28 protein-coding genes and 1 pseudogene are annotated in these 22382 nt (G+C 67.8%); 12 read left to right on the top strand and 17 right to left on the bottom strand.

Translation table 11 applies throughout. From position 1 onward, the window contains the following. Nucleotides 1-1055: 1055 nt before the first annotated feature. Entirely contained in the window at nucleotides 1056-1541 is a 486-nt protein-coding gene (locus tag IPG97_08300; GenBank protein ID MBK6856533.1) for a hypothetical protein, read from the bottom strand. A 5-nt stretch (nucleotides 1542-1546) separates the two neighbouring features. After that, nucleotides 1547-2158 carry a TetR family transcriptional regulator C-terminal domain-containing protein gene (locus tag IPG97_08305; GenBank protein MBK6856534.1) on the bottom strand — a complete coding sequence of 204 codons (612 nt, stop codon included), beginning with the start codon at nucleotides 2156-2158 and terminating at the stop codon, nucleotides 1547-1549. 199 nt (nucleotides 2159-2357) lie between these two features. On the opposite strand from IPG97_08305, the gene IPG97_08310 reads away from it, so the two are divergent. Then, entirely contained in the window at nucleotides 2358-3794 is a 1437-nt protein-coding gene (locus IPG97_08310) for a hypothetical protein (protein ID MBK6856535.1), read from the top strand. Nucleotides 3795-4255: 461 nt separating this feature from the next. Here the strand turns inward: IPG97_08310 and IPG97_08315 are convergent, their stop codons facing one another. Genes IPG97_08315 through IPG97_08325 form a run of 3 tightly spaced genes read right to left on the bottom strand, consistent with a single transcriptional unit; the run spans nucleotide 4256 to nucleotide 6156 of the window. After that, on the bottom strand, nucleotides 4256-5131 hold the full coding sequence (locus IPG97_08315; GenBank protein MBK6856536.1) for a DUF4375 domain-containing protein: 876 nt from the start codon (nucleotides 5129-5131) through the stop codon (nucleotides 4256-4258). 5 nt (nucleotides 5132-5136) lie between these two features. Further along, nucleotides 5137-5685, bottom strand: coding sequence for a PIN domain-containing protein (locus IPG97_08320; protein MBK6856537.1), 549 nt, complete (start codon nucleotides 5683-5685; stop codon nucleotides 5137-5139). A gap of 6 nt (nucleotides 5686-5691) precedes the next feature. After that, entirely contained in the window at nucleotides 5692-6156 is a 465-nt protein-coding gene (locus IPG97_08325; GenBank protein ID MBK6856538.1) for a helix-turn-helix domain-containing protein, read from the bottom strand. Nucleotides 6157-6511: 355 nt separating this feature from the next. Here IPG97_08325 and IPG97_08330 point away from each other — a divergent pair, with 355 nt between their 5' ends. From IPG97_08330 to IPG97_08340, 3 genes and pseudogenes are all read left to right on the top strand, one after another. After that, nucleotides 6512-6799: a hypothetical protein gene (locus IPG97_08330; GenBank protein ID MBK6856539.1), complete on the top strand. Its 288-nt coding sequence runs from the start codon at nucleotides 6512-6514 to the stop codon at nucleotides 6797-6799. Nucleotides 6800-6879: 80 nt separating this feature from the next. Beyond that, nucleotides 6880-7134, top strand: a pseudogene (locus IPG97_08335) (tyrosine-type recombinase/integrase). A gap of 98 nt (nucleotides 7135-7232) precedes the next feature. Then, nucleotides 7233-7610: a tyrosine-type recombinase/integrase gene (locus tag IPG97_08340; protein MBK6856540.1), complete on the top strand. Its 378-nt coding sequence runs from the start codon at nucleotides 7233-7235 to the stop codon at nucleotides 7608-7610. Nucleotides 7611-7826: 216 nt separating this feature from the next. Here IPG97_08340 and IPG97_08345 read toward each other — a convergent pair whose 3' ends face one another. The 6 genes from IPG97_08345 to IPG97_08370 form a co-directional block, all read right to left on the bottom strand. Beyond that, complete coding sequence (locus IPG97_08345; protein MBK6856541.1) at nucleotides 7827-8219, bottom strand: hypothetical protein; 393 nt, start codon at nucleotides 8217-8219, stop codon at nucleotides 7827-7829. A gap of 30 nt (nucleotides 8220-8249) precedes the next feature. After that, nucleotides 8250-8414, bottom strand: a complete 165-nt coding sequence (locus tag IPG97_08350; protein ID MBK6856542.1) for a hypothetical protein — start codon at nucleotides 8412-8414, stop codon at nucleotides 8250-8252. A gap of 89 nt (nucleotides 8415-8503) precedes the next feature. After that, a complete protein-coding gene (locus IPG97_08355) occupies nucleotides 8504-8857 on the bottom strand; it encodes a DoxX family protein (GenBank protein ID MBK6856543.1) in 354 nt (117 codons plus the stop codon). A gap of 14 nt (nucleotides 8858-8871) precedes the next feature. Next, nucleotides 8872-9528, bottom strand: coding sequence for an NAD(P)H-binding protein (locus IPG97_08360; GenBank protein MBK6856544.1), 657 nt, complete (start codon nucleotides 9526-9528; stop codon nucleotides 8872-8874). Further along, nucleotides 9525-10559, bottom strand: a complete 1035-nt coding sequence (locus IPG97_08365; GenBank protein ID MBK6856545.1) for an LLM class flavin-dependent oxidoreductase — start codon at nucleotides 10557-10559, stop codon at nucleotides 9525-9527. Before IPG97_08365 ends, IPG97_08360 begins: the two co-directional genes overlap by 4 nt. Next, complete coding sequence (locus IPG97_08370) at nucleotides 10556-11236, bottom strand: helix-turn-helix transcriptional regulator (GenBank protein MBK6856546.1); 681 nt, start codon at nucleotides 11234-11236, stop codon at nucleotides 10556-10558. Before IPG97_08370 ends, IPG97_08365 begins: the two co-directional genes overlap by 4 nt. Nucleotides 11237-11295: 59 nt before the next feature. On the opposite strand from IPG97_08370, the gene IPG97_08375 reads away from it, so the two are divergent. The 3 genes from IPG97_08375 (at nucleotide 11296) to IPG97_08385 (ending at nucleotide 13816) form a co-directional block, all read left to right on the top strand. Further along, the gene (locus tag IPG97_08375) at nucleotides 11296-11697 is read left to right on the top strand and encodes a PPOX class F420-dependent oxidoreductase (protein ID MBK6856547.1); all 402 of its coding nucleotides are present in this window, start codon (nucleotides 11296-11298) and stop codon (nucleotides 11695-11697) included. Beyond that, entirely contained in the window at nucleotides 11690-12451 is a 762-nt protein-coding gene (locus IPG97_08380) for a maleylpyruvate isomerase family mycothiol-dependent enzyme (protein ID MBK6856548.1), read from the top strand. Before IPG97_08375 ends, IPG97_08380 begins: the two co-directional genes overlap by 8 nt. Nucleotides 12452-12646: 195 nt before the next feature. Further along, nucleotides 12647-13816: a site-specific integrase gene (locus IPG97_08385; GenBank protein MBK6856549.1), complete on the top strand. Its 1170-nt coding sequence runs from the start codon at nucleotides 12647-12649 to the stop codon at nucleotides 13814-13816. 329 nt (nucleotides 13817-14145) lie between these two features. Here the strand turns inward: IPG97_08385 and IPG97_08390 are convergent, their stop codons facing one another. Both IPG97_08390 and IPG97_08395 read right to left on the bottom strand, forming a co-directional pair. After that, the gene (locus tag IPG97_08390) at nucleotides 14146-14619 is read right to left on the bottom strand and encodes a YdeI/OmpD-associated family protein (GenBank protein ID MBK6856550.1); all 474 of its coding nucleotides are present in this window, start codon (nucleotides 14617-14619) and stop codon (nucleotides 14146-14148) included. Nucleotides 14620-14865: 246 nt separating this feature from the next. Next, nucleotides 14866-15264, bottom strand: a complete 399-nt coding sequence (locus tag IPG97_08395; protein ID MBK6856551.1) for a heavy metal-responsive transcriptional regulator — start codon at nucleotides 15262-15264, stop codon at nucleotides 14866-14868. A 56-nt stretch (nucleotides 15265-15320) separates the two neighbouring features. Between IPG97_08395 and IPG97_08400 the strand changes: the two genes are divergently transcribed. Then, a complete protein-coding gene (locus tag IPG97_08400; GenBank protein ID MBK6856552.1) occupies nucleotides 15321-15617 on the top strand; it encodes a thioredoxin family protein in 297 nt (98 codons plus the stop codon). Nucleotides 15618-15809: 192 nt separating this feature from the next. Continuing rightward, nucleotides 15810-16223 (top strand): cytochrome c, encoded by a 414-nt coding sequence (locus IPG97_08405; GenBank protein MBK6856553.1) that lies wholly within the window; start codon nucleotides 15810-15812, stop codon nucleotides 16221-16223. Between the two features lie 33 nt (nucleotides 16224-16256). On the opposite strand, the gene IPG97_08410 is transcribed toward IPG97_08405, so the two are convergent. Further along, nucleotides 16257-16757 carry a hypothetical protein gene (locus tag IPG97_08410; GenBank protein ID MBK6856554.1) on the bottom strand — a complete coding sequence of 167 codons (501 nt, stop codon included), beginning with the start codon at nucleotides 16755-16757 and terminating at the stop codon, nucleotides 16257-16259. A gap of 98 nt (nucleotides 16758-16855) precedes the next feature. Then, nucleotides 16856-17461 (bottom strand): isoprenylcysteine carboxylmethyltransferase family protein, encoded by a 606-nt coding sequence (locus tag IPG97_08415; GenBank protein ID MBK6856555.1) that lies wholly within the window; start codon nucleotides 17459-17461, stop codon nucleotides 16856-16858. Nucleotides 17462-17524: 63 nt separating this feature from the next. On the opposite strand from IPG97_08415, the gene IPG97_08420 reads away from it, so the two are divergent. The 3 genes from IPG97_08420 to IPG97_08430 all read left to right on the top strand — a co-directional run bounded on the left by IPG97_08420 (nucleotide 17525) and on the right by IPG97_08430 (nucleotide 21216). Next, on the top strand, nucleotides 17525-17875 hold the full coding sequence (locus IPG97_08420; GenBank protein ID MBK6856556.1) for a winged helix-turn-helix transcriptional regulator: 351 nt from the start codon (nucleotides 17525-17527) through the stop codon (nucleotides 17873-17875). Next, on the top strand, nucleotides 17872-19803 hold the full coding sequence (locus IPG97_08425; protein MBK6856557.1) for a heavy metal translocating P-type ATPase: 1932 nt from the start codon (nucleotides 17872-17874) through the stop codon (nucleotides 19801-19803). Before IPG97_08420 ends, IPG97_08425 begins: the two co-directional genes overlap by 4 nt. 243 nt (nucleotides 19804-20046) lie before the next feature. After that, on the top strand, nucleotides 20047-21216 hold the full coding sequence (locus IPG97_08430; protein MBK6856558.1) for a site-specific integrase: 1170 nt from the start codon (nucleotides 20047-20049) through the stop codon (nucleotides 21214-21216). Between the two features lie 424 nt (nucleotides 21217-21640). Here the strand turns inward: IPG97_08430 and IPG97_08435 are convergent, their stop codons facing one another. Continuing rightward, nucleotides 21641-22003, bottom strand: a complete 363-nt coding sequence (locus tag IPG97_08435; protein ID MBK6856559.1) for a helix-turn-helix transcriptional regulator — start codon at nucleotides 22001-22003, stop codon at nucleotides 21641-21643. Continuing rightward, on the bottom strand, nucleotides 22003-22350 hold the full coding sequence (locus IPG97_08440; GenBank protein MBK6856560.1) for a type II toxin-antitoxin system RelE/ParE family toxin: 348 nt from the start codon (nucleotides 22348-22350) through the stop codon (nucleotides 22003-22005). Before IPG97_08440 ends, IPG97_08435 begins: the two co-directional genes overlap by 1 nt. Nucleotides 22351-22382: the final 32 nt, after the last annotated feature.

Below are 22382 nucleotides of genomic sequence, written 5' to 3' on the forward strand. Positions count from 1 at the left end.
CCGTTGCCACCGTGTGGAGTCCCCCAAGGAGACGCCTGGCCAACCCGATGCCTCCAATGGCGGTGATGATGGCCGTGCAGGAGGCCATAACGTGCCCGACCATGCATTCGAGGCAGTGGCCGTCCTCTGACGCCGACGACGCGGACGCGTCGAGGTGGGTGCCTGAGGCGGTATGGACGTGGGTGTCGCTGACAGCGCCCGGGCGCTCGGCGTGAACTCGACGAGGCCCTGCGCGTCGGATGGATCGACGGGATCAAGCGCAGCTTCGACAAAACGACCTTTGCGCAGCGGTTCACACCACGTCGCCCCGAAATCGAGATCGTTCATCGGGTCACCACGATTCGGGTTGGTCCTCCTGATACGGGTTGCTCGCAGCGTCGCAGCTCCCCGATGCTGGCCTCGAGGTCGTCGAAGGCCACGGTGAAGTGCCTCGGATTCCGGCCGGTGGGCTCCAGGCGGAAGCCAGCGGCTCGCAGCACACCGACCCGCACGAGAGTCGCCACCTCGAACCGAACGAGCGGCGCCTGCTGGGGCGAGTTCGTCGACGGCCACGCCGTGGGCGGCGAACACCGAGAGACCGTATTCGCCGAGATCGAGTGGTACCGCTCGGCGTCCGCACGCAGGGCTACCGGATGGAGCTCCCCGCCTCTGACGACCACGACGTCGTCATCGTCCAAGCGATCGCCGGGTCACATGTGCCGTTGCTTGGTCGTCGCCCACGTCCGGGATCGACGATCTCGGCTCGGTGCCACGTCGGTTCCCCTGGTTCAACCGGCCGCTGAGGAGGATCAGGCCTGCTACAAGCGGTACGAGATTGATGATCACGGCGTACCAGGTCGGAGTGACGACGGAGACGACCAGGCAGAGTCCTGTCCAACGAGGCCGTCCGTCCAGAACCAGCCACGCCGCCAGTAGCGCTGCGCCGACCCCGACAGCCGTCGCACCGAACACCAACAGGCGAGCATCGTCGTTGACGGTGCCGGACCCCGCCGACGCGATCAACAGGCCAACGACGGCCCAAACTGCGCACCCGACAGCGAGGCCACGTTGCCCCATCAGCGCACCCCTGTCGAAGCGGCTGGCACTCCGGGCAAGGGCCTTGGGCTGGTGGCTCCAGCGGCGAGGAGCAGAACTGGAACGGGAAGGAAGAAGAGCCCGATCGAGAAGCCGGTGATGACGCAGAAGACGATGGCGATGTAGGCCACCACGAAGAGCGTCGAACGCGGAGGTCGTCCCATCCGGAATCCGACGATGACTGCCAGTGCCGCGACCGCGACTACTGCTGCCTGAGCTTGCCCGCTCACCTGAAGGAGAGGAGCGGTCTCTCGGGTGGCGGTCACGACGTCTGATCCCGAGGAACTGGTCGTGGACTCCTGGACGATCACCGGCACGAAGAACATGGCCAGCACCGCACCGAAGACCCACAGCAAAGCTGATGCGGCTAGTACGCCGGACAGCCGGTTGGTGCCGGCCGATTCTTGGGCAGGGAACCGGGTCGAACGGATGAGGAAGATCCCCACCACGGCACACAGGAGGGGCACGAGGATCACGTCGCGCCGCCCGCGGCGCTGCCTGACAGGCCTCCCGCGGCCAGCAGGAGGGTCAGGAACTGCGCGGCCACCGCACGGTGGTCAGGTCCGTCGGGATCGACGGCCGCTGCTATCACCACGCCGTTGACCAACGACCGGATCAGCGCCGCCATCGCCTGCGGTTCGACCCAACCCGGAAGCGCCCGGGCCTGCACCTGACGAGCGACGTCCTCGGTCAGGGCCACCCGCACGTCCGACCACAGCGTGGAGAGTCCGGTGGCCACCTGCTGCGAGTGAGGCGATGCCGCCAAGGCTGCCAGGTAGACGGGGACCTGGCTTCGGCTCCGCTCGAACAGTTCGTTCAACAGGCCAACTGCCTGTGTCGCCCGCTCGGCGGCTGGTCGATCGCTCGCCAGCATCGCAAGAACCGGAGCGACCAGCTCCCGTGTCTCACTGACGAGAGCCTCTGCCACCAGCGCATCCTTCGACCCAAAGTGGTACGGGATCGACGCCAGGTTCGCCGAGGCACGGCCAGTGATCTCGCGGGCTGTCGCCCCGCCCATCCCCACGTCTCGGATCGCATCGCGGGTCGCCTGGATCAGCTGGGATCGAGTGTCAGTCGAGGGCATGTCGGTAAGTATACATACGTATGAACACCCGGGGAGGGATTCACCGTTCTTTGTGCAGGATCACAGAGGGCCGGGCCGAGCGCGATGCCCCACCTGCCAGCCAGTGACCTTCGGGCCAGTGACCCGACGTTCGCGTCGCTTGCGGCCCCCCTTGCCCCGGTCCACGGCCTCGGCATCGATGAGCTCCGGGCGGTACGAAGTGGCTAAGCCCGGTCGCACCAGGCCGGGGTCGGCAGCGCAGGTCCGCGCCTACGCCGCCAAGGCCGAGGAGTTCGCCCAGGCCGCGGCCAGCGATCTCGACGCCGGCCGCAACATCGCCGCCACGAGCCTCGCCATCCATGCCGGCATCAACTCCGCCGACGCCGTCTGCGGCGCTCGACTCGGCAAGCGAGCCGCCGGCGAGGACCACGACCAGGTCCTCGCTCTTCTCCGTCAGGCTGGCCCCGACGGCGCCGAGGTCGGAGCGCATCTCCTCGACCTAGGCCACAGTCCCGAGGCCCTGCATCGCTGGGCTACTTGGCTGCGTACGACTACGCCTCCCGCTTCGATCTCTGACCTGCTCGATGCGGCGAGTTCCGTGGCCGAGCGAGCGGCACGGCGATGGATCGTGTTCGTGCCATTCATGGCGCTCGCGAAGCACAAGCAAGAAATGCCTGTCGAGTGGCTCGAGCCTGAGCCCGCAAGCGCGTGGCTCCTCCAGCACGCGCCTGACGCATCCGTGCGCCACAACGGCGGGTTTCTGATCCACATCGACGCACTTGACCCGTGGGCAGCGGTTGAGATCGCGAGCGACCACATCGGAAGCCTCGCTGCACGAGTTTCAGTCGGAATGCCCGGCAGCCCGAAGTTTGAACCGGCTGCCCACGCCGTGGTCGCCGGCTCACGACACCTCGTCCCGCTCGGACGACCTCGACGCCAGGTGGACGTTCACGCCTTGCATCGTCAGAACGTCCTCTTCTCGATCACGGAGCAGGGGCTCGCCGGCCGGCTGCGATCCGCCATCGACCTCGTGGCTCCTCTCGAGACTGGGGCGCCCGGTGCAGCTGTATCCGGTGGTTGGGCGGCGATCGAAGCAGTCCTCGCTCGGCCAGACGCGAACAACGTTGAAGCGGCCACCGACGTGGCGGCGCTAGTGGCTTGCAGTCTCCCGCGAGCCGAACTGACTCCCCTCGCTTACGCGTACGTCGAGGAGCACGACGACCCGCTGGCGGCGGCACTAGCTGCAGCGCCGTCGAACCACGCGAAATGCCGACGACTCGCTAACGCCATCGTGGACGGCGCCCCGGTTCACTACGGCAATTCCTCTGATGCGGCCGCGCTTGAGCGCATCCGCGAGATCCTCGCCGAACCGGGCGCCACGCTTGGCAGAATCAAGGGCTACGTCGACACGGCGCTCCGGCGCCTCTACCGACAACGTAATCTGGTGCTCCACGCAGGCAGGACAGACTCCGTGGCCATGATCTCAACTCTTCGGACTGCCCCACCGCTCGTCGGAGCAGGTCTGGATCGGCTCGTTCATGCCGCTCTGACGTCACCGAATTTCGATGAGCTGCGCCTGGTCGCCCGGGCGCACGCCGAGCTACGCATGGTGGGCAAGCCCGGGGGACCCCACGTAGCGGATCTACTCGGGCCATGACCGGGCCCATGCGGCGACAAGGACCACGCACCCGTTAGAAGATCCGTTAGAAGTCGGGCCTAGAACGAGGAGAGCCGGCCCCTGGGGACCGGCCCTGACCTGTGTTTTCGTTGGTGGCGGGGGCAGGATTTGAACCTGCGACCTTCGGGTTATGAGCGATTCTCAGCCTCTCCTGGCGTCCCGTTCTGAACCGCCCAGTACCTCTGAGATGGGGTTTCGCGCATTCGACGTGCCAGTCCGTACCACTGCGGACCAGCCAATCCCAGGCCGCGGTGTAGAAGCGAGTGTAGAAGTCGGCGGTGGCGGAGTCACGACGATTGAATTGACTGAAGATGTCGAGGATCGAGTCCTCGCTGGACTGTGGAGCCCTGGTGGAGATGGCCACCGTGGCGACCAAGGTGGCCACTCACGAACCGCCCAAGGGGCGATGGGTCGGCGGCGATCCACGGCTAGCACCCCTGCTACGAGAGAAGGTGCTCTGCCCGGATCTGAACGAAGTCAGCGAACAGGTCGGTGACGTCCTCATCCATCACGTCGTAGTACTCGCCTGTGAGCCGCTCCATCCGCTCATCCGTTTCCGGATCGAATCCGTCAAGACAGGCGTTCCGAGCATGTCGGTCGGCGAGGTCGGCGTCTCCGAACAGCAGGTTCGCTTGCGCCACCAACTGGCCCTTTCGCTTGGCACCGATCCTCGCGGCGAACTCCGGGAACCAGGGAGAGAAGTTGCCGGTGGAGTTCGAGAAGAACTGGTGGAGCCCACCGTCGTATATGTCTCCATCGGCGTACTGCAGGAGGAAGCCGGATTCGCAGTCGTCGCGCGGCTTCCGGTCGAGCGCCTCGATCAGGTCCGGTCTCGCGTTGAACAGTCGTCGCAGCCGCAGGTCCGCGCTTCCGATGAACTGCTCACGGGGAAGGCGACCGTTGGCATCGGGCTCCCGCCAGCGGTGCCGCGCGCCGCCATCCAGGCGCTCAACTCCACGGACTTGAAGTCTCACGTGGGGGATTCCGGGGATCTCCTCCGAAACGACGGACCACTCCAGATCCAACCTGACTGTGGGTGATCCGTCTGCGCAACGCAGCTTCACAACGATCCTCTCGGTCGAGTCGGCCACGGCGGCTTCGATGATGCTTCGCAGTTCATCCCGGGATGGGTCACCTACCGATGGCGCCCGACGGATCGCGTCGACTGCGGGCTCCAGATCCTCGCCGCTACATCGGAGCATCCGCGCCGCACCGGCGAGGTCGCCTTCGAGCAGCCCGAGAATGCCAAGGCCAAGGCTCATCCCCAGAGCGCGCTCGATCGCGGTGGTTCGGTCCTCGTTGCCCGCGCTGCTCATCTGGCTCATGTGATTCGGCGCCTGACCTCATCGGCAAAGGCGGGGGCGCCAGCCCGTTCGAGTGTCTCCAGGATCTGGACGAGCGTTCTCGGGGCTCGCCGGTTGGCCGCCGCTTGTTGCGACAGCTCGTCGACCACGACGCTGGGCGCGAGGTCGAGCAGGTCGAGGAGGAACGTGTCCGGGTGGATGACCTCAAGGTCGAACTCCTCGACGCTGTGGTCGGGGAAGTCGTCTGTGTTGAACGTGACTATCGCTCCCGCAGCGGACCGCACTGCGACGGCGAGTACGTGCCGGTCCTTGGGGTCACAGGTCAGCCCATCGATAAGCGGCTGGTACCCGGTGATCTCAGCGTCGGGGAACGCTGTAGCCATCAGTCCGAGCAGCCGCGCCACCGTGCCGGGGCCGATCAGCTCGCTCAGGGTCCGGTGTAGTTCCTCGACGATGTCAGCGGACCAGAGCGCTCGGTACAGGCCGCGTTCGGCCAGGCGGAGAAGCGTGTCTCGAAGGTGGGCCGGATACAGGACACAGGTGTCGAGCACCGCCGAGAACGTCACGGGCCTTCAGCGGGTGCGCTTGGGGGTGGCGGTCAGCTCGTAGAGGTCGGCCTCATCGGCGATCTCGACCATCCGGTTGAGCGCGGCACGCCGCTCGATCGATGCCCGCTCGCGATACGCAAGGACGTCTGCGAGGCGAACGCGACGGTGGCGGCCGGGCTGCTCGAAGGGGATCTCACCGGACTCGAGCAGCTTCACCACCGTGGGACGACTGACCCCGAGCAGGTCGGCCGCCTCCTGGGTGGTCAAACGCTGGTGCACCGGTGCAATCGTCACCGCCTGGCCCTGCGCCATCGCATCGACCACGTCACGCAACACCTCGAACACCTCCGGTGGGAGCACCAAGTGTTCGCCGTTCGGCCCCGACAGCGTGGTGGTCGGCTCCGCGCCGAGTCCGTCGAGCATCGCCGCCAGCGCCTGCAACGGCTCGGCCGGCGGCAGAACGGTTCGTTCGATCGTGGGTGTCGTCATCACACGCGTCCTTTCAACCCACGAGAACCTACGGCCAATTCGAAAGATTCGCAACACCGTTACCGTTAGCGAGTGTTCTACCGGCGGACGACGATCCACGGGATGCTGCTGAACTGCAGGTTTGCGGCTCAGGTTGTTAGCTCGACAGGCAAGCGAACTGGTCTAACGATCGTTCTACCGACTTCCGGACCGTCCGGAGCCGGTAGAACAAGGAGGACCTGTCATGCAAGGACATGTCGCCCGCGAGCGAGACCGCTACTACGCCGTCATCTACGAAGGCCTCGACCCTGTCACGGGCAAGGAGCGCCGCAGCTGGCACCCCGCCGGCACCGACCGGGCAGAAGCCTAAGCGCTAGTGGCGCGCCTCGCCGCCGAACGCGACGGCCGCAACGACGAGGTCCGGTCGCTCACTTTCGGCGCCTACCTCACCCACCACTGGCTTCCCGCCAAGCGACTCGAGCTGCGCGTCAGCACCCATCGCAGCTACGTCCACAAGACCCAGCGCCACATCCTGCCAACGCTTGGGCGAAGGCGGATCCGCCGTCTGCGCCCCGAGGACCTCGAAGGGCTCTACGAGTCGATGCTGCACCCCACCGACGGGACCCGACCGCTCGCGCCCAAGACGGTCTATGAGGTTACCTGATCATCCGCGGAGCTCTCGACCATGCACTGCGCCGCGGGATCGTCAGCTGCAACGTTGCGCTCGCCGCTTCTGCGCCCAAGATGCGGACCATCCCGAGAGTCGAGCAGAAGGCGTGGACCGCCGACGAGCTGCGGGTTTTCCTGCGTGCGGCCGCTGGTCACCGGCTGTTCCCCGCCCTGTGGCTCTCGGCCAACACCGGGGTCCGTCGAAGTGAACTGCTCGGCCTGCGCTGGAGCGACCTCGATGTCGACCACGCCCGTCTCTCGATCAACCGCGGACTCGTGGCCGTCGGCTACGAGGTCCACGAATCCCGCGGCAAGACCGACCACTCCCGCCGCTGCATCGACCTCGACCCGACCACCCTCGCGGTCCTCGACGGGTGGCGGGCCCTGCAGCCAGCGGAGTTCGCCGCGGTGGGCATCGACCCACCTGGGTGGTCACCACCGCGTCCGGAGACCCCGTGCACCCGCACTCGATCAGCCAGACCTTCGACCGCATCGCCCGACGAGCTCCGGTCCCGATCATCCGATTCCACGAGCTTCGCCACACGCACGGCAGCCTTCTCATCGCCTACGGCGTCGACGCCATGGTCGTCAAGGAACGCCTCGGTCACGGCGACTTCGTGTTCACCGTCCAGACGTACCAGCACACCTACCCGCCCATGCACGCCAACGCCGCCGATGTCTTCGAAACCTGCTCACACCGGGCGGGCTCGAAAACCCCGCGCTTCCCAAAGCCGGTTGAACACCCGGTAGAACACCACCCGAACCCGGTAGAACACGCCGACAACAAGCAAGGCCCAGGTCGCTGACCTGGGCCTCGACTCACAAGTTGGTGGCGGGGGCAGGATTTGAACCTGCGACCTTCGGGTTATGAGATTCCAAGCCTCTCCTGGCGTCCCGTTCCGTACCTTCTGGTACCTCTGAGCTGGGGTTTCGCGCATTCGACGTGCCAGTCCGTACCACTGCGGACCAGCCAATCCCGGCCCGCGGTGTAGAAGCGAGTGTAGAAGGAGGCGCGGCCGTGGTCACGTGGCCGGATCCGCTCGCTTGAGCTGGGCGACACCATCAAAGATGGTGTCCTCGCTGGCGAGTGGAAGCTTCGCTGCGAGGGCCACCGCGGCGACCCATCGGTCGGCTTCGTGATCCTTGGCGCCGAGGCCGTGCCCGTTGCGAACGCACCTAGTCCTCAGGTGGACGTACGCGTCGGTCACCTCGGCGAGTGGAGGCATCACCCGGGAGGAGTCGACAAGTCGGTCCAAGACTCCACGTCTGCGAGAACCCCAGCCCGCAACCTCAGCGCCGAAGCGCATCTCTGCCACGACGGTGAACGGCAGGACCCATATCGACTTGACCAGCAACGGTTCCCACCGGGTGCGCCGTGCCGTCCCTCTCACTCCGAGCCAGGCGCTCGCGATCATCGTGTCAACGACGACCTCGGCTGACACCGATCAGGCTTCCTCGAGAATCCTGAAGAACTCGTCCTCTTCCTCGGGGGTGAGGTCCTCGATCACGAAGCGGCGCAGGTCGCCCATCGGCTGACCGCCTTGGAGCACCTCGGCAATCGTGGTCGGCTCGCTCGGCGCAGGACGCTGGTTAGCGGTGTTGTCCGACATGACCTTCCCCGTTCACCGTGTTCGACTAATCCAGGCTACCGCCGATCGGCCAGCGGCGGGTGGGCGGCTCGCGGATGGACAACGTTGTTTCAGCTCGTCGCGAGACGCAGGACCAGGACGGCGATCGCGAGGGCGAGAGGGACGAGAGGCATGGCGAGTCCCTTGGTATCGCCGACGCGGAGGTGTCCGAGCATGGCGCCGAGGAAGTAGGCGACGAGGCCGGCGGCGGCTGCGATGCCGAGGGGTGCGAGCCAGAGACCGATGAGGATGCCAGCCGCGCCGGCGAGCTCGAGGGCGGCGAGGACGGGGAAGTAGCGGTCGGGGACGCCGACGGTGCCGCCGATGACGTCGACGACCTGTGGGTCCTTCTGAAGCTTCTTGGCGGCCGAGCCGGCAGCCATGACGGCGAGGAGGACGGTGGCGATGGCGAGGACGATGAACATGAAGGTCTCCTTGGTCAGTTGCTGATGGCGGGTGCGGCGCGCACGTAGGTGTCGTCGGTGAGCTGGCCGACGAGAAACGCGGCGATGTCGGCGCGGGTCGTGGCGAAGCCGACCTTGTCCACACCGAGGAACCCGGACCGGGTGGTGCCGGTCGCGGCATTGTCAGTCGGGTTGGTGATACGGGCAATGGTCCAATCGAGATCGGAGCTGGTGACGGCTTCGGTCATGGCGGTGATCTCGGTGAGCGCATTGGGGAACATGAGCCTTGGCATGAACCCGATGACCTTGGCCTTGAGCGTCGGTTCGTCGCGGGGGTCGTTGACGGCGGGGGTGGCGAGGCCGATGTAGCGGCGGACACCGTCGGTGGCCATGGCGGCGACGATGTGATGGGTCCCGTCGGTGACGGGGGTGCCGGTGGCGCCGCGCTTGAGGGCAGGGCCGAGGGCGCTGATGACGGCGTCGGCTCCGGTGACGGCTTCGCTGATGGCGGCGGGGTCATCGAGGCCGCCTTGGATCACGGTGAGACCGGGGCGGTTGGTGTCGATCTTGTCGGGGTTGCGGGCGTACCCGGCGACGGTGTGGCCCCCGGCGAGGAGTTGGTCCACGACGAGGCGACCGATCTTGCCGGTGGCGCCGAACACGGCGACGTGAAGCGTGGGCTTGGCGGTCATGAGAGTTCCTTTCGGACCTGGGGAAGAACCTCGGTGCCGAGCAGCTCGATCCCTCGCAGGAAGGTGGCGTGGGGCATGCCACCTACGTCCATCTGGAAGATCTGGCGGCGGTGGCCGAGGGCGTCGTGGAGGTGCAGGATCCGGTCGGCGATCTCGTTGGGGCCGCCGACGAAGACCATCTGGCCGGCGTCGTAGCTGGCTTCTCGACCGGCTGGTGGTGCCATGGGTCGGCCGATCTCCGCGGAGCCGGCGACGAACATGCGATGCTCGTGGTCGAGGTAGGTGGCCTTGGCGTGGCGGTCGTCGGCAGCAACGAAGCCGTGGACGGCGACCGCGATGTCGGCGGCGTCGGCGGGGTGGCCGGCTTGTTCCCAGGCTTCGCGGTAGGCGTGGCCGTATTGCGCCCAGTGCTCGACCGGGCCGCCGAGGATTCCGAGGAACATCGGCAGGCCGAGCTCGACCGCCCGGTACACGGAGTTGGGGCTGCCGCCGGTGCCGAGCCAGAGCTTCAACGGCTCGTCCGGTCGGGGCACGATGAGCGTGTCCTGCAGCGGCCGGCGGCGGTGCGGACCCTGCCAGGTGACCTGCTCGTGGTGGTTGAGGGCGAGGAGCAGCTCGAGCTTGGAGGCGAAAAGCACGTCGTAGTCGCCTTCGTCGAGGTCGAAGATCGGGAACGTGATCGACGAGGAGCCCCGGCCGGCGACTACCTCGATGCGTCCGGGGGCGACCGCTGCTGCGGTGGCGAGTTGTTGGAACACCCGGATCGGTTCATCGGTCGACAGCACCGACACGGTGGCACCGAGTCCGATTCGCCGGGTCGATGCCGCGGCAGCGTTGACCAGGGACGTAGGCGAGGACAGGGGCATGGAGCGGGTGTGGTGCTCACCGAAGCCGAAGAAGTTGAGCCCGACCTCGTCGGCGACGTGCACCGCCTCCAATACGTTGCGGATCGCTTCGGCGGTGTTGCCGGGGCCGCCGTCGGAGGTCGGTGGCGTGTTGCCGAACGAGTAGACACCGAGCTCGAGGGTCATGGGGTGTGCTCCTTGGTGCGAGCGGTCTTGGGAGTGCGCTTGGGGCCGAGGCTGCGTTCGGCGTTGCGTCGCATGGCGAGCTCGGTGCGGCGGGCGCTCGGTGCGGCCGGGCCGTCGGTGGCGGCGTCAGCTCGGAACCCGTCGAGGAGGACGTGGATCAGCCGGGCCGAGGCGTCGGCGGCGATGTTGTGGGCGCGTTCGACGAGCCCGGCGTTGGCCATGAGCACCACGACGACGTCCTGGGTGGTGAAGTCGGCCCGGAGCACACCGGCGGTGTGGGCTCGTTCGACGACCTTCACCAGACCGTCGAAGGCCTCGGCGCGGAGACGTTGGATCTCCGGCGCGGTCGCGAGCTCCATCGTGACCAGATCGGCGATACCCCGATCGCGGGCCTGCATGGCGGCGGCGGCTCGGAAGTAGGAGGCGAAGCCCTCCCACGGGTCGGGGTCCGCGAGCGCGGTGCGCACTGCGTCGAGGTGTTCGGCCATCCGTTCGGCGAACACCGCCTCGATGAGGTCTCCGCGGGTCGGGAAGCGCCGGTACAGGGTGGCGTTGCCCGTGCCGGCGAGGCGGGCGATGTCGTCGAGCGGCGCGTCGAGACCGTGCTCGGCGAACACGTCCCGAGCGGCTTCGACGATGGCGGCCCGGTTGCGGGCGGCGTCAGCTCTCAGATCCATGAACTCTCCAACGATCCTCTATGTGGGGATTATTCCCCACTTGTGGGTAGCGTGGTGGCATGACCCACAGGATCGAAGTTCCCGAGTCCCTCTCCGACCTGCTCCACGGACCCAACACCGCCGTGCTCACGACCGTCGGCGCCGACGGGCTGCCCCAGTCCACGGCGGTCTGGTACCTCGTCGGTGACGACGGCGTGCTGCGCTCGAGCATCACCACCGACCGCCAGAAGTACCGCAACCTGGTCCGGCACCCGATGGCGACCCTGTTCATCCTCGATCCCACCAACCCGTACAGGACCATCGAGATCCGATCCAACGTCGAACTGACCCCCGATCCCGAAAAGGCGATGGTCCACCAGTTCGCCGACAAGTACGGCATGCCGGTCGAGACGCTCTTGCAGGCCGGCGGCGACCGCGTCGTCGCCACCTTCGACCCGGTCAAGGTCAACGCCAATGGCTGATGCACACCTCACCGCCCTCCGCTCCTCCGTGGCGCGCCTGCATGACCTCGCGGCCGGCCTTGACGAGGAAGAGCTGACGGGACGCGCCTACCCGAGCGAGTGGAGCGTTGCCGACGTCCTCTCCCACTTGGGCTCGGGCGCCGTCATCACCCGCCGACGGCTCGACGACACCCTCACGGGCAGCGAGACGCCCGACGACTTCGCGCCCGTCGTATGGGACGAGTGGAACGCCAAGCCGCCCCTCGCCCAGCGCAACGACGCCCTCGCCGCTGACGTTTCATTGCTCGCCAGCCTCGACGCTGTGCCCGCCGAGCAGCGCAGCACGTTCACCTCCGAGATGGGGCCCATGACGCTCGACTTCGCACAGTTCGTCGCCATGCGCCTCAACGAGCACGCCTTCCACACCTGGGACATCGAAGTCGCCGGTAACCCGACAGCCACGATCCCCCAGCAGGCCTCGGAGCTGATCGTCGACAACCTCGACCTCATCGCCCGCTTCACCGCCACACCAACCGGCGACACCACCATGATCACCGTCGCCACCACCGACCCTGCCCGGCGCCTTCTCGTCGAGCTCACACCCGAGTCGGTCACCTTCGGCCCTTCGAACAGCGACGCTGGTGAAGCGGACCTGAGGCTCACCGCCGAGTCGTTCGCCCGGTTCGTCTACGGGCGCCTCGACCCCGCACACACCCCGGCCGGAGATCACGGGCCCGCCCTTGACGTCCTCCGGCAGGTCTTTCCGGGCCCGTAGGACTCGATGCCGACACCCGCGCCATCGGACCCGTCCCTTGCCGTTCTACCGAACTACTCGATAGCTCCTCCGGGCAGTTGACCTGCAGATTCGTGCGATGTGCCGTTCTGCTCGACATCCGGGTGCGCCGGTTCTAACGATCGTTCTACCGGGTTCCGGAATCTCCGGAGCCGGAAGAACGAGGAGGACCACGTCATGAAGGGACACGTCGCCCGCAAGAGGGACCGCTACTACGCGGTCATCTACGAAGGACTCGACCCGGTGACCGGCAAGGAGCGCCGCAGCTGGCACCCGGCCGGCACCGACCGCGCCGAAGCCGAAGCGCTCGTGGCCCGGCTCGCCGCCGAGCGAGACGGCCGCAACGACGAGGTGCGCTCGCTCACCTTCGGGGCCTACCTCACCCACCAGTGGCTACCGGCCAAGCGTCTCGAGCTGAGGGTCAGCACCCACCGCAGCTACGTGCAGAAAACCCAACGTCACATCCTCCCGGCCCTCGGACGTCGACGGCTCCGCCGGCTGCGACCCGAAGACCTCAACCGGCTCTATGACTCGATGCTGCACCCCACCGACGGGACCAGGCCCCTCGCCCCCAAGACTGTCTACGAAGTCCACCTGATCATCCGCGGTGCCCTCGACCACGCGCTACGCCGAGGATTCGTGTCCCGCAACGTCGCCCTCGCCGCATCAGCACCCAAGCAGCGTGCCATCCCCCAAGTCGAGCGCACGGCCTGGACCCCCACCGAACTCCACGCCTTCCTGCGTGCCGCCGCAGGCCACCGACTGTTCCCAGCCCTGTGGCTGTCGGCCAACACCGGGCTCCGCCGCAGCGAACTGCTCGGCCTGCAATGGTCCGACCTCGACATCCAACACGCCCGCCTGTCCATCAACCGCGGCCTGGTCGCGGTCGGCTACGAACTCCACGAATCCCGCGGCAAGACCGACCACTCCCGCCGCTGCGTCGAGCTCGACCCCACCACCTTGCGGGTGCTCGCCGCGTGGCGGGCGATGCAAGCCGCAGAGTTCACGGCGGTGGGCATCGACGACCCAGGGTGGATGTTCACCTCGCCTTCGGGTGGCCCGGTGCACCCGCACTCGATCAGCCAGACCTTCGACCGGATCGTGCGACGAACACCGGTCCGGGTCATCCCGTTCCACGGCCTGCGCCACACCCACGGCAGCCTGCTCATCGCCCACGGCATCGACTCGAAGGTCGTGTGCGAACGCCTCGGCCACGGCGAGTTCACCTTCACCGTCCAGACCTACCAGCACACCTTGCCGCCCATGCACACCGACGCCGCCCGCGTCATCGAAGTACTCCTCACGCCACCCGGCACCGAAAACCCCAAGATCAGAAAGGCCGGTTGAACACCCGGGAGAACACCACCCGAACCCGGTAGAACACCCCGACAACGAGCAAGGCCCAGGTCACTCACCTGGGCCTTCACTCACAAGTTGGTGGCGGGGGCAGGATTTGAACCTGCGACCTTCGGGTTATGAGGGCCCCTCTCCCGTCCCGTTCCGTACCTTCCAGTACCTCTGAGGTGGGGTTTCGCGCATTCGACGTGCCAGTCCGTACCACTGCGGACCAGCCAATCCCGGCCCGCGGTGTAGAAGGGAGTGTAGAAGCCTCGAGTTGGCCGCGAAGTCCGGACTTGGGTCACTCGTCCTTCGCTGAGCACCGTCGCGGTTGCCTCTTACCGGGGACGTTCCTTGATGCCGGCCTTGAGAAGGTTGACGACTTCGACGATGCGTTCGGCGCGATGGTCTGGTCGACGCTTGGTGGCGTCGATCCAGCGGAGGTAGGCGCGGCGGTAGAACTGGGCCAGCCCGTCGAAGAACGCAGCGGCGTCGGGTTCGGCCGCGAGCGCTGCGGCGATGTCCTCGGCAAGGTCGTCGCGTTGGGGCCCTTCGGGGTAGAGAACGACGTCGACCTCGTCACCCGGGGCGATTCCGCAATCGCGTCGCCATGCCGGTCCGAGCACGATCCCCCATCCGTCGTCGATCGCTTCGACGACGGCTCGGACACCCATGCCGTTCACGGAGCCGGCCACGGGGTGCGAGGGCTTGTGGCCCCAGGCGTCGTCGGGCGCGAAGGGAAGGGGTACGAGGACGCGTCGCTTCGCGTTGCTGACAACGGTTGCCGTGAAGCGACGGGTGGGGCCGGCCATGGTTCTCATCATCGCGGAGCGGACTCGGGTCGGGTCGTCGGTCACGCAGCAAGCACCTCGACTGCCACCCCCCCTGGCGGCGCCGCTTCCGGCAGATGCGCGCTTCCGCCTGAGTCTGCTTTCGGCTGCTGGGAGTACACCGACCGATCGCTGGTGACACCCGAGCCCAGTTCAGCTTTGCGCCCGATCCGCACACCGTTGCCGTCTGAGTCGAGGACACTGAACTCGCGTGGCAGGCGCGGTGGGTCAGGTGCTGTCGATGATCTGGCACACGGGGAAGTCGGTGCAGGGCGCCGGGTCCAGGGCGTCGGCGTTGGCGGCGAGTGCTCGCAGCTGGGTGCGGACCTGGCGCAGCTCGGCCATGCGGTGGTCGATGTCGGCGAGGTGCCGGTCGATCAAGGTGGTGACGTGTTCGCATGGTGCCTCGCCACGGGAGCGGATGTCGATGATCTGCGCGATCTCGGCGACGGTGAAGCCTGCCGCCTGCGCGGATCGCACGAAGCGCAACACCGCGAGCGTCTCGTCGTGGTAGTCGCGGTAGCCGGACCCGGTGCGGGCAGGTTCGGCGACGAGCCCGGATTGCTCCCAGTACCTGATGGTCTTGGTGGGCACGCCACTGCGTTCGCTCAGCTCGCCGATGCGCACGACCGAACCCTAAGCCCCTTGACCTTCCAGTGCACGGGAAGGTTTAGGGTGAGCGCATGGAGGTTCGCATCCTGTACTTCGATGACTGCCCCAACGTCGGTCTCGCCGAGGAACGCGTGCGCGACCTCGCCGCGGGTGATCCCGCGATCCGCGTCATCCGTCAACGCGTCGCCGACCTGGCGGACGCCGCAGCTTCGGGATTGCACGGCTTGCCGACGATTCTCATCGACGGCGTCGACCCGTTCGTCGAGCCCGGCACCGAGACGTCGTGGGCATGCCGGGTGTTCGTGTCGGCCGACGGCGTCCAGGGCGCTCCGTCCATGGAACAGCTGCGCGAGGCAATGGGCCGGTGAGCGCGCCAGAAGCGGTTCGGTTCGGTGCCGTGTCCGCAGTGGGCGTGGTCAAGCTGCGGCGATGGCTTACATCATCGAACGCACGGTCCGCGTCCACGTCGTCGCCTACGACGGCCTCGACCCGCTCACCGCTGTGTAGGAGACGGTGTAGAAGGTCGGCTCTCGGGATCCGGGTCTGACCGCTACGTTGCGATGATGGGGTTCACGTCACGAGCCATGGGCACGGGGCCTGGATGGCGGGCAGCGGTGGCCGTCGTGGCGGCCGTCGCAGTGACCGCCTCCTGCTCGGGTGACGACTCGTCCCCATCGGCGAGCGACAGCGGGGCCGGCGCGGAGCTCTACGCGCAGTCGTGTGCGTCCTGCCACGGAAGTGATCTGCGCGGCACCGATGTGGGACCACCCCACCTGTCTCAGGTGTACGCGCCGGACCACCACCCCGACGAGTCGTTCCGCGCCGCGATCACCCAGGGGACCCGGGCCCACCATTGGGACTTCGGTGACATGGCTCCAGTGGAGGGCCTCACCGACGAGGAGATCGACCAGGTGATCGCCTTTGTCCGCGAGCAGCAGGAGATCCACGGCCTCGAGCCCTACCCGCCGCGGTGAGGTTCGTCACAGTTCCCGAGACTGCTGAAGGGCTCAGGACCCGCCCATCATCGGGCCGTTGCGCATCCACTGGTCCCAGTCGCCCATGTGATCGCTCATCCAGCCGACCATCTGATCGCACCACTGACCGCTGCCGTTCGTGGCCGTGGGGTCCTCGGCCATCCACTGTTGGCAGGTGGCGCGCATCGAGTCGGGGTCCTGCCACATCATTGACCCCATCATCATTCCGCCTTGGCGCTGGCCCATCCGGCCGTTCATCCAGTCGGTCATGGAACTGCACCACCCGGCGCCGGGCCCGTCGGCGCCCTGGTAGGCGTCGGCCCACTGTTGGCACCCCTGGTGCATCCAGCCGATCTGGGCGGTGTCAAAGGAGGGGCCGTCATCGCGGGTGGCGATGACCGCAGCGGCGATGCCGCCGACGGTGAGGACGGCGACGACGATCGCGAGCACGATCCACCGGCGACCGGTCCGCCTCGGGGCCGCCGGCGAGTCTGCGGGGCCTCTCTCGGTGGGTTCCACGTCGGTGTCTGCCATGGCTCCACGATCCTCCCGTGCGGTGGCGGGGCACAAGGGACCTTGGGCCTTGCGTGGGGGCGCCGACCGGGGGTTCTGACAGTGGATCCGCCGTGGGGTCAGGCGGCCCGGCTGCGGCCGAGGCCAGGGAGGAAGCGGCCGGCCGTCGCGGTGTAGCGCTCGTAGTCGGGGCCGTGGACGGTGCGCAGGTAGGGCTCCTCGACGAAGCGGACCTGGACCTCGAGCGCAGCGAATAGGGCGGCGAGGCCGGTGAGGGAGATGACGTTGCCGACCATGAGGGTGAGGCCGAGGGCGGTGACGAGCATGGCGGTGAAGATCGGGTTGCGGACCAGGGCGAATATCCCGCCGGTGACCAGGCCTGTGCGTTCGGCGGGGTCGACGCCGATCCGCCACGAGTCGCCCATCCCCATCTGGGCGGCGGTGGTCGCCACGATCCCTGCGACGGCGAGCGCGAGGCCGACGATCTGCACCGTGGCGTTGTCCAGCGGCGCGATCGGGTCCAGCCCTGCGAGCCCGGCGATCGGCGCGGCGAACCCCGCCACCAGGGCCGCGACGAACCCGAGCTTCGCCCACCACTGGATGGTTCCGGCCTCGGCGTGGAGACGCAGCCCGGTGTCGCCGGTCTGGCGCCACTGGACCCAGGTCCGCCACCCGAACGCGACCGCCGCGAACACCACGTAGAGCACGAGCGCCAACACCGTCATCACCGACCTCCGTCCCGAACGACTTGTCTCATCGGCGAGGGACGGTATCATCGGTCTATGCCGATGCAAAGTGGTGCGATCAGCGTTGACGAGCGCGGCGACATCGATGTCGCCGCCCAGATGTTCCGAGGGTTCGGCGATCCGACCCGCCTGGCGATCCTCACCGAGCTGCTGGCCGGGGAGCGGCGCGTGGTCGATCTCGTCGCCGCGGTGGGCGGGTCGCAGTCGAACGTGTCGGGCCACCTGGCGTGCCTCAAGGAGTGCGGCCTGGTGCTCGACCGCCCCCAAGGCCGCGCCGTGCACTACCGGCTGGCCAGCCCGGCGGTCGTTGATCTCCTGCGCCAGGCCGAGGTCCTCCTCGGTGAGATCGGCGAGAACGTGGCGCTGTGCCGCAACCACCGGATGCCGCGATGAGCGCCCCGGCCACCCCCGGCACCGCCCAGGACCAAGGCCCCGACCGGCTGCTCCCGGCACTGGTGGCGTCACGGGAGGTGCGGTGGTCCGCGACCAGCGGTCTGCTCATCGCCGCGGGGTACCTGGCCGGGCCGCTGGGCGCGCCGGGTGTCGTGTCCACGGTCCTGTTCGTGGCCGCGTCGGTGGTCGGCGCCCGGTTCTTCGCCGCCGAGGCGATCGAGGAGCTCGTGACCGAGCGCGAGATCGGCATCGAGCTGCTGATGACCGTCGCGGCGGTGATCGCCGGGGCGCTCGGCGCCTGGTCCGAAGCCGCAGCGTTGGCGTTTCTGTATTCGATCAGCGAGGCCCTCGAGGAGTTCACCGAGGACCGCACACGCGACGCCATCCGCAAGCTCTTGGACCTCGCCCCCCGCACCGTCACCGTCGTCGCACCCGATGGCACCGAACGCGACGTCGACATCGACACCGTCGCGGTCGGCGACCGGTTCCTGATCCGCCCCGGCCAGAACGTCGCCACCGACGGGACCGTCGTCGACGGCACCTCCGCGGTCGACGAGTCCGCCGTCACAGGCGAGTCGATCCCCGTCGACAAAGCCCCCGGCGACCCCGTCATCGCCGGCACCACCAACGGCCACGGCGCCCTCGTCGCCGAAGCGACCGCCACCGCCGCCACCAACACCCTGGCCCGAGTGGTCGACCTCGTCAGCGAAGCCCAAGACCAGAAGGGCCGGGGCCAGCAGTTCATGGAGCGCTTCGCCCGCATCTACTCCCCCGCGGTGCTCGCCCTTGGCGCCGCCGTCCTCCTCATCGGTGGCGGGGTGAGCGGCGACTGGTCCGAATGGGCCCTGCGCGCCGCGACCGTGCTCGTCGCCGCCGCGCCCTGTGCACTGGTGATCTCGATCCCGGTCACCTACGTCGCCGCCATGGGACGAGCCAGCCGCGACGGCGTGCTCATCAAGGGCGGCATCTACCTCGAAGAGCTCGGCCGGCTCCGCGCCATCGCCCTGGACAAGACCGGCACCCTCACCCACGGCCGACCCGAGCTCACCGAGATCCACCCCCTCGACGGCCGCGACCCCGACGAGCTCCTCGCCCTCGCCGCCACCGCCGAGCGCCGCTCCGAACACCCCATCGCCCGAGCCATCGTGCGCGCCGCCGACACCCGGAACCTCACCATCGGTGAACCCGACACGTTCCACGCCGCGGTCGGCGGCGGCATCCACGCCCGCGTCGACGGCACCGACCTCACCATCGCCAGCCCCGACTACACGACCAGCCAGGGTCACGACCTCGACCCCGCCGTGACCGAGGTGATCGAAGGGCTCGAGTCCAACGGCAACACCACCGTCGTGATGGCCGACCGCACCGGTCCGCTCGCCGTGCTCGCCGTCGCCGACACCATCCGCCCCCAAGCCGCCGACACCATCGACCGCCTCCGAGCGCTCGGCGTCGACCACATCACCATGCTCACCGGCGACAACCCCCGCACCGCCCGAGCCATCGCCACCCGAGCCGGCATCGACCACGTCGACGCCAGCCTCAAACCCGAGGACAAGGCCGCCCGCATCCGCCAACTCGTCGACGAGCACCACCACGTCGCCATGGTCGGCGACGGCATCAACGACGCCCCACCCCTCGCCGCGGCCAGCGTCGGCATCGCCATGGGCACCGCCGGCAGCGACATCGCCCTCGAAACCGCTGATGTCGCCCTCATGGCCGACGACCTCACCCGGCTGGTCACCGCCATCACCATCGGACGGCGAACCCGCCGCGTCGTCACCCAGAACCTCGTCCTGTCCCTGATCATCCTCGCCGCCCTGGTCCCCACCGCGCTGCTCGGTGTCATCGGACTGCCCGCCGCCGTCCTCGCCCACGAGCTCTCCGAGCTCGTCGTCATCCTCAACGGCACCCGCATGGCGAAGAGGTAGGGCTCCGGGCTGTGTGCGGTGCGGGCTTGAGCCATGACCAGCCAACCCTGCGGACATTCGACAGTTCGCAACCGGTCGAGGAGTTCGTGGGGCGTTCTACCGGGCAGGTCGAAGCGGAGTACACGTCGTTGACCTGCGGGTTCACGAGATGAGCCGTTCCGCTCGACATCAGCGCGAGACGTTCTCACGATCGTTCTATCGGGTTCCGGAGCGCCCGGATCCGGAAGAACAGGAGGATCCGCCATGCAAGGACACGTCGCCCGCAAGCGAGACCGCTACTACGCCGTCATCTACGAAGGGCTCGACCCCGTCACCGGCAAGGAGCACCGCAGCTGGCATCCCGCCGGCACCGACCGCGCCGAAGCCGCAGCGCTCGTGGCGCGCCTCGCCGCCGAGCGAGACGGCCGCAACGACGAGGTCCGCTCGCTCACCTTCGGGGCCTACCTCACACACCAGTGGCTCCCCGCCAAGCGCCTCGAGCTGCGCGTCAGCACTCATCGCAGCTACGTCCACAAGACCCAGCGCCACATCCTGCCGACCCTCGGACGGAAGCGGCTCCGCCGGCTGCGGCCCGAGGACCTCGAACGGCTCTACAACGCGATGCTCCAGCCCAAAGACGGCACCCGGGCCCTCGCCCCGAAGACCGTGTACGAGGTGCACCTGATCATCCGCGGCGCCCTCGACCACGCGTTGCGCCGAGGGCTCGTCAGCCGCAACGTCGCGCTGGCCGCTTCAGCACCCAAGCTGCGGGCGATCCCCAAGCCCGAGCAGAAGACCTGGACCGCCGACGAGCTCCAGGCGTTCCTGCGGGCTGCGGCCGGTCACCGGCTGTTCCCAGCCCTGTGGCTGTCGGCCAACACCGGGATGCGGCGCTCCGAGCTTCTCGGGCTGAAGTGGTCCGACCTCGACGTGGCGAAGAAGCGCCTGTCGATCAACCGCGGACTGGTCGCGGTCGGCTACGAGCTCCACGAATCACGCGGCAAGACCAACAACTCCCGGCGCTGCATCGACCTCGACCAGACCACTCTCGCGGTCCTCGCAGGATGGCGGACACTCCAAGCCGCCGAGTTCGCCGCGGTCGGGATCGACGACCCAGGGTGGATGTTCACCTCCGCCTCGGGCGGGCCCGTGCACCCCCACTCGATCAGCCAGAGCTTCGACCGGATCGTGCGACGCTCCCCCGTCCCCGTCATACCGTTCCACGGTCTGCGCCACACCCACGCCAGCCTGCTCATCGCCAACGACGTCGACGCCAAGGTCGCCTCCGAACGCCTCGGACACAGCGAGTTCGTGTTCACTGTCCAGAGCTACCAGCACACCTTCCCAGGGATGCACACCGACGCCGCCCGCGTCATCGAAGCACTCCTCACCCCGCGCGCCTCCGAAAACCCCAAGGTCGCCAAAGCCGGTTGAACACCCGAGAGAACGAACCCCGAACCCGGTAGAACGCCCCGACAACGACGAAGGCCCAGGTCGCTGACCTGGGCCTTCACTCTCAAGTTGGTGGCGGGGGCAGGATTTGAACCTGCGACCTTCGGGTTATGAGGATCAGATCAGGGTGTCGGTCCGTACCTTTGTGTACCAGATCATGGCGCTGAGCTGGGCTTTCACCCCGCCGCGGTCTCCGTCCGTGCCGGGCTGGCATCTCCTGTTTCGGGTGGTTCGGTAGAAGACCCGGTAGAAGTCAGCAGGCCTGTCTCGGCGCACCGGCAGCGCGCTGAGCGGTGGCCCCTCACTCGCTCGGATCGCTCCCCAGCAGCCCTCGGAGGCTGATCCATCGGCTGACCTTCGAGCCGCAGAACTCCGTGGCCCGGCGGCAGCAGGATCGAGTCAGCGCTCAGCTCGCACGGCGTACGACCGCGTGGCCGTCGCGTTCGAGCTTGGCGATCGAGCGGTTGGCCGAGAGGTTCTCCCCCACACCCACAACAAGGTCGGCGCCGACCGCTGACGCGATCTTCTCGAGCGTGTCCAGTGTCGGCCGGGTGCCCCCGCCTTCCATGCGGGCGATCGCCGATTGGGTGGTTCCCATGCGCTCGGCCAGCTCCGCCTGGGTGAGACCGGCCTCGGTACGAAGCCGGTGAACCAGCTCGCGGAACGCAGCAATACGAGCTTCATCCTCGTACGCGACGGCAGCCGGCCCGGTGCGGGGCCTCTGCTCGGTCAGGTCACTCCACGACGTGCGCTTGGTATCGGTTCCCATCAATCGTCCTCCTCGACAGCGTGTTCTTCGCTCAGGCAACGCTCGTACGCTCGCTTCGCCCGCTGGACCTCACGCCGTTCCCGACGCTGGGTCTTTACGAACACCGTGAGCAAGATGATCCGCCGACCTGACGCGATCCAGTACGTGATCCGCGTCGGGCGGCCATCGAGGTAGAACCTGAGCTCTCGGAGCTTGCCGTCCAACTGCTTGGTGAACGGCTCGTCGAGCAGCGGTCCCATCTCGGCGAGACGGTCGAGGTTGAACTGGCAGCGTGCCTGGTTGGCTTCGTCCAGAGCGAGGTACCAGTCCCGAACCTCCGGCTCGAGCTCCACCTCACCCCACGACATAGCGTCGATGCTATACCACGCCGGGGAGACCT

This window comes from Microthrixaceae bacterium (genome assembly GCA_016702505.1).
In the GTDB taxonomy this organism is placed as follows: Bacteria; Actinomycetota; Acidimicrobiia; order Acidimicrobiales; family Iamiaceae; genus Aquihabitans.

Excerpts from the sequence above, each read along its gene's own strand:
- IPG97_08305 (MBK6856534.1), bottom strand. The coding sequence starts at position 2,158 with ATGCCCTCGACTGACACTCGATCCCAGCTGATCCAGGCGACCCGCGAT.
- IPG97_08315 (MBK6856536.1), bottom strand. The coding sequence starts at position 5,131 with ATGAGCAGCGCGGGCAACGAGGACCGAACCACCGCGATCGAGCGCGCT.
- IPG97_08325 (MBK6856538.1), bottom strand. The coding sequence starts at position 6,156 with ATGACGACACCCACGATCGAACGAACCGTTCTGCCGCCGGCCGAGCCG.
- IPG97_08345 (MBK6856541.1), bottom strand. The coding sequence starts at position 8,219 with ATGATCGCGAGCGCCTGGCTCGGAGTGAGAGGGACGGCACGGCGCACC.
- IPG97_08350 (MBK6856542.1), bottom strand. The coding sequence starts at position 8,414 with ATGTCGGACAACACCGCTAACCAGCGTCCTGCGCCGAGCGAGCCGACC.
- IPG97_08355 (MBK6856543.1), bottom strand. The coding sequence starts at position 8,857 with ATGTTCATCGTCCTCGCCATCGCCACCGTCCTCCTCGCCGTCATGGCT.
- IPG97_08360 (MBK6856544.1), bottom strand. The coding sequence starts at position 9,528 with ATGACCGCCAAGCCCACGCTTCACGTCGCCGTGTTCGGCGCCACCGGC.
- IPG97_08365 (MBK6856545.1), bottom strand. The coding sequence starts at position 10,559 with ATGACCCTCGAGCTCGGTGTCTACTCGTTCGGCAACACGCCACCGACC.
- IPG97_08370 (MBK6856546.1), bottom strand. The coding sequence starts at position 11,236 with ATGGATCTGAGAGCTGACGCCGCCCGCAACCGGGCCGCCATCGTCGAA.
- IPG97_08375 (MBK6856547.1), top strand. The coding sequence starts at position 11,296 with ATGACCCACAGGATCGAAGTTCCCGAGTCCCTCTCCGACCTGCTCCAC.
- IPG97_08380 (MBK6856548.1), top strand. The coding sequence starts at position 11,690 with ATGGCTGATGCACACCTCACCGCCCTCCGCTCCTCCGTGGCGCGCCTG.
- IPG97_08385 (MBK6856549.1), top strand. The coding sequence starts at position 12,647 with ATGAAGGGACACGTCGCCCGCAAGAGGGACCGCTACTACGCGGTCATC.
- IPG97_08390 (MBK6856550.1), bottom strand. The coding sequence starts at position 14,619 with ATGGCCGGCCCCACCCGTCGCTTCACGGCAACCGTTGTCAGCAACGCG.
- IPG97_08400 (MBK6856552.1), top strand. The coding sequence starts at position 15,321 with ATGGAGGTTCGCATCCTGTACTTCGATGACTGCCCCAACGTCGGTCTC.
- IPG97_08405 (MBK6856553.1), top strand. The coding sequence starts at position 15,810 with ATGATGGGGTTCACGTCACGAGCCATGGGCACGGGGCCTGGATGGCGG.
- IPG97_08410 (MBK6856554.1), bottom strand. The coding sequence starts at position 16,757 with ATGGCAGACACCGACGTGGAACCCACCGAGAGAGGCCCCGCAGACTCG.
- IPG97_08415 (MBK6856555.1), bottom strand. The coding sequence starts at position 17,461 with ATGACGGTGTTGGCGCTCGTGCTCTACGTGGTGTTCGCGGCGGTCGCG.
- IPG97_08420 (MBK6856556.1), top strand. The coding sequence starts at position 17,525 with ATGCAAAGTGGTGCGATCAGCGTTGACGAGCGCGGCGACATCGATGTC.
- IPG97_08425 (MBK6856557.1), top strand. The coding sequence starts at position 17,872 with ATGAGCGCCCCGGCCACCCCCGGCACCGCCCAGGACCAAGGCCCCGAC.
- IPG97_08430 (MBK6856558.1), top strand. The coding sequence starts at position 20,047 with ATGCAAGGACACGTCGCCCGCAAGCGAGACCGCTACTACGCCGTCATC.
- IPG97_08435 (MBK6856559.1), bottom strand. The coding sequence starts at position 22,003 with ATGGGAACCGATACCAAGCGCACGTCGTGGAGTGACCTGACCGAGCAG.
- IPG97_08440 (MBK6856560.1), bottom strand. The coding sequence starts at position 22,350 with ATGTCGTGGGGTGAGGTGGAGCTCGAGCCGGAGGTTCGGGACTGGTAC.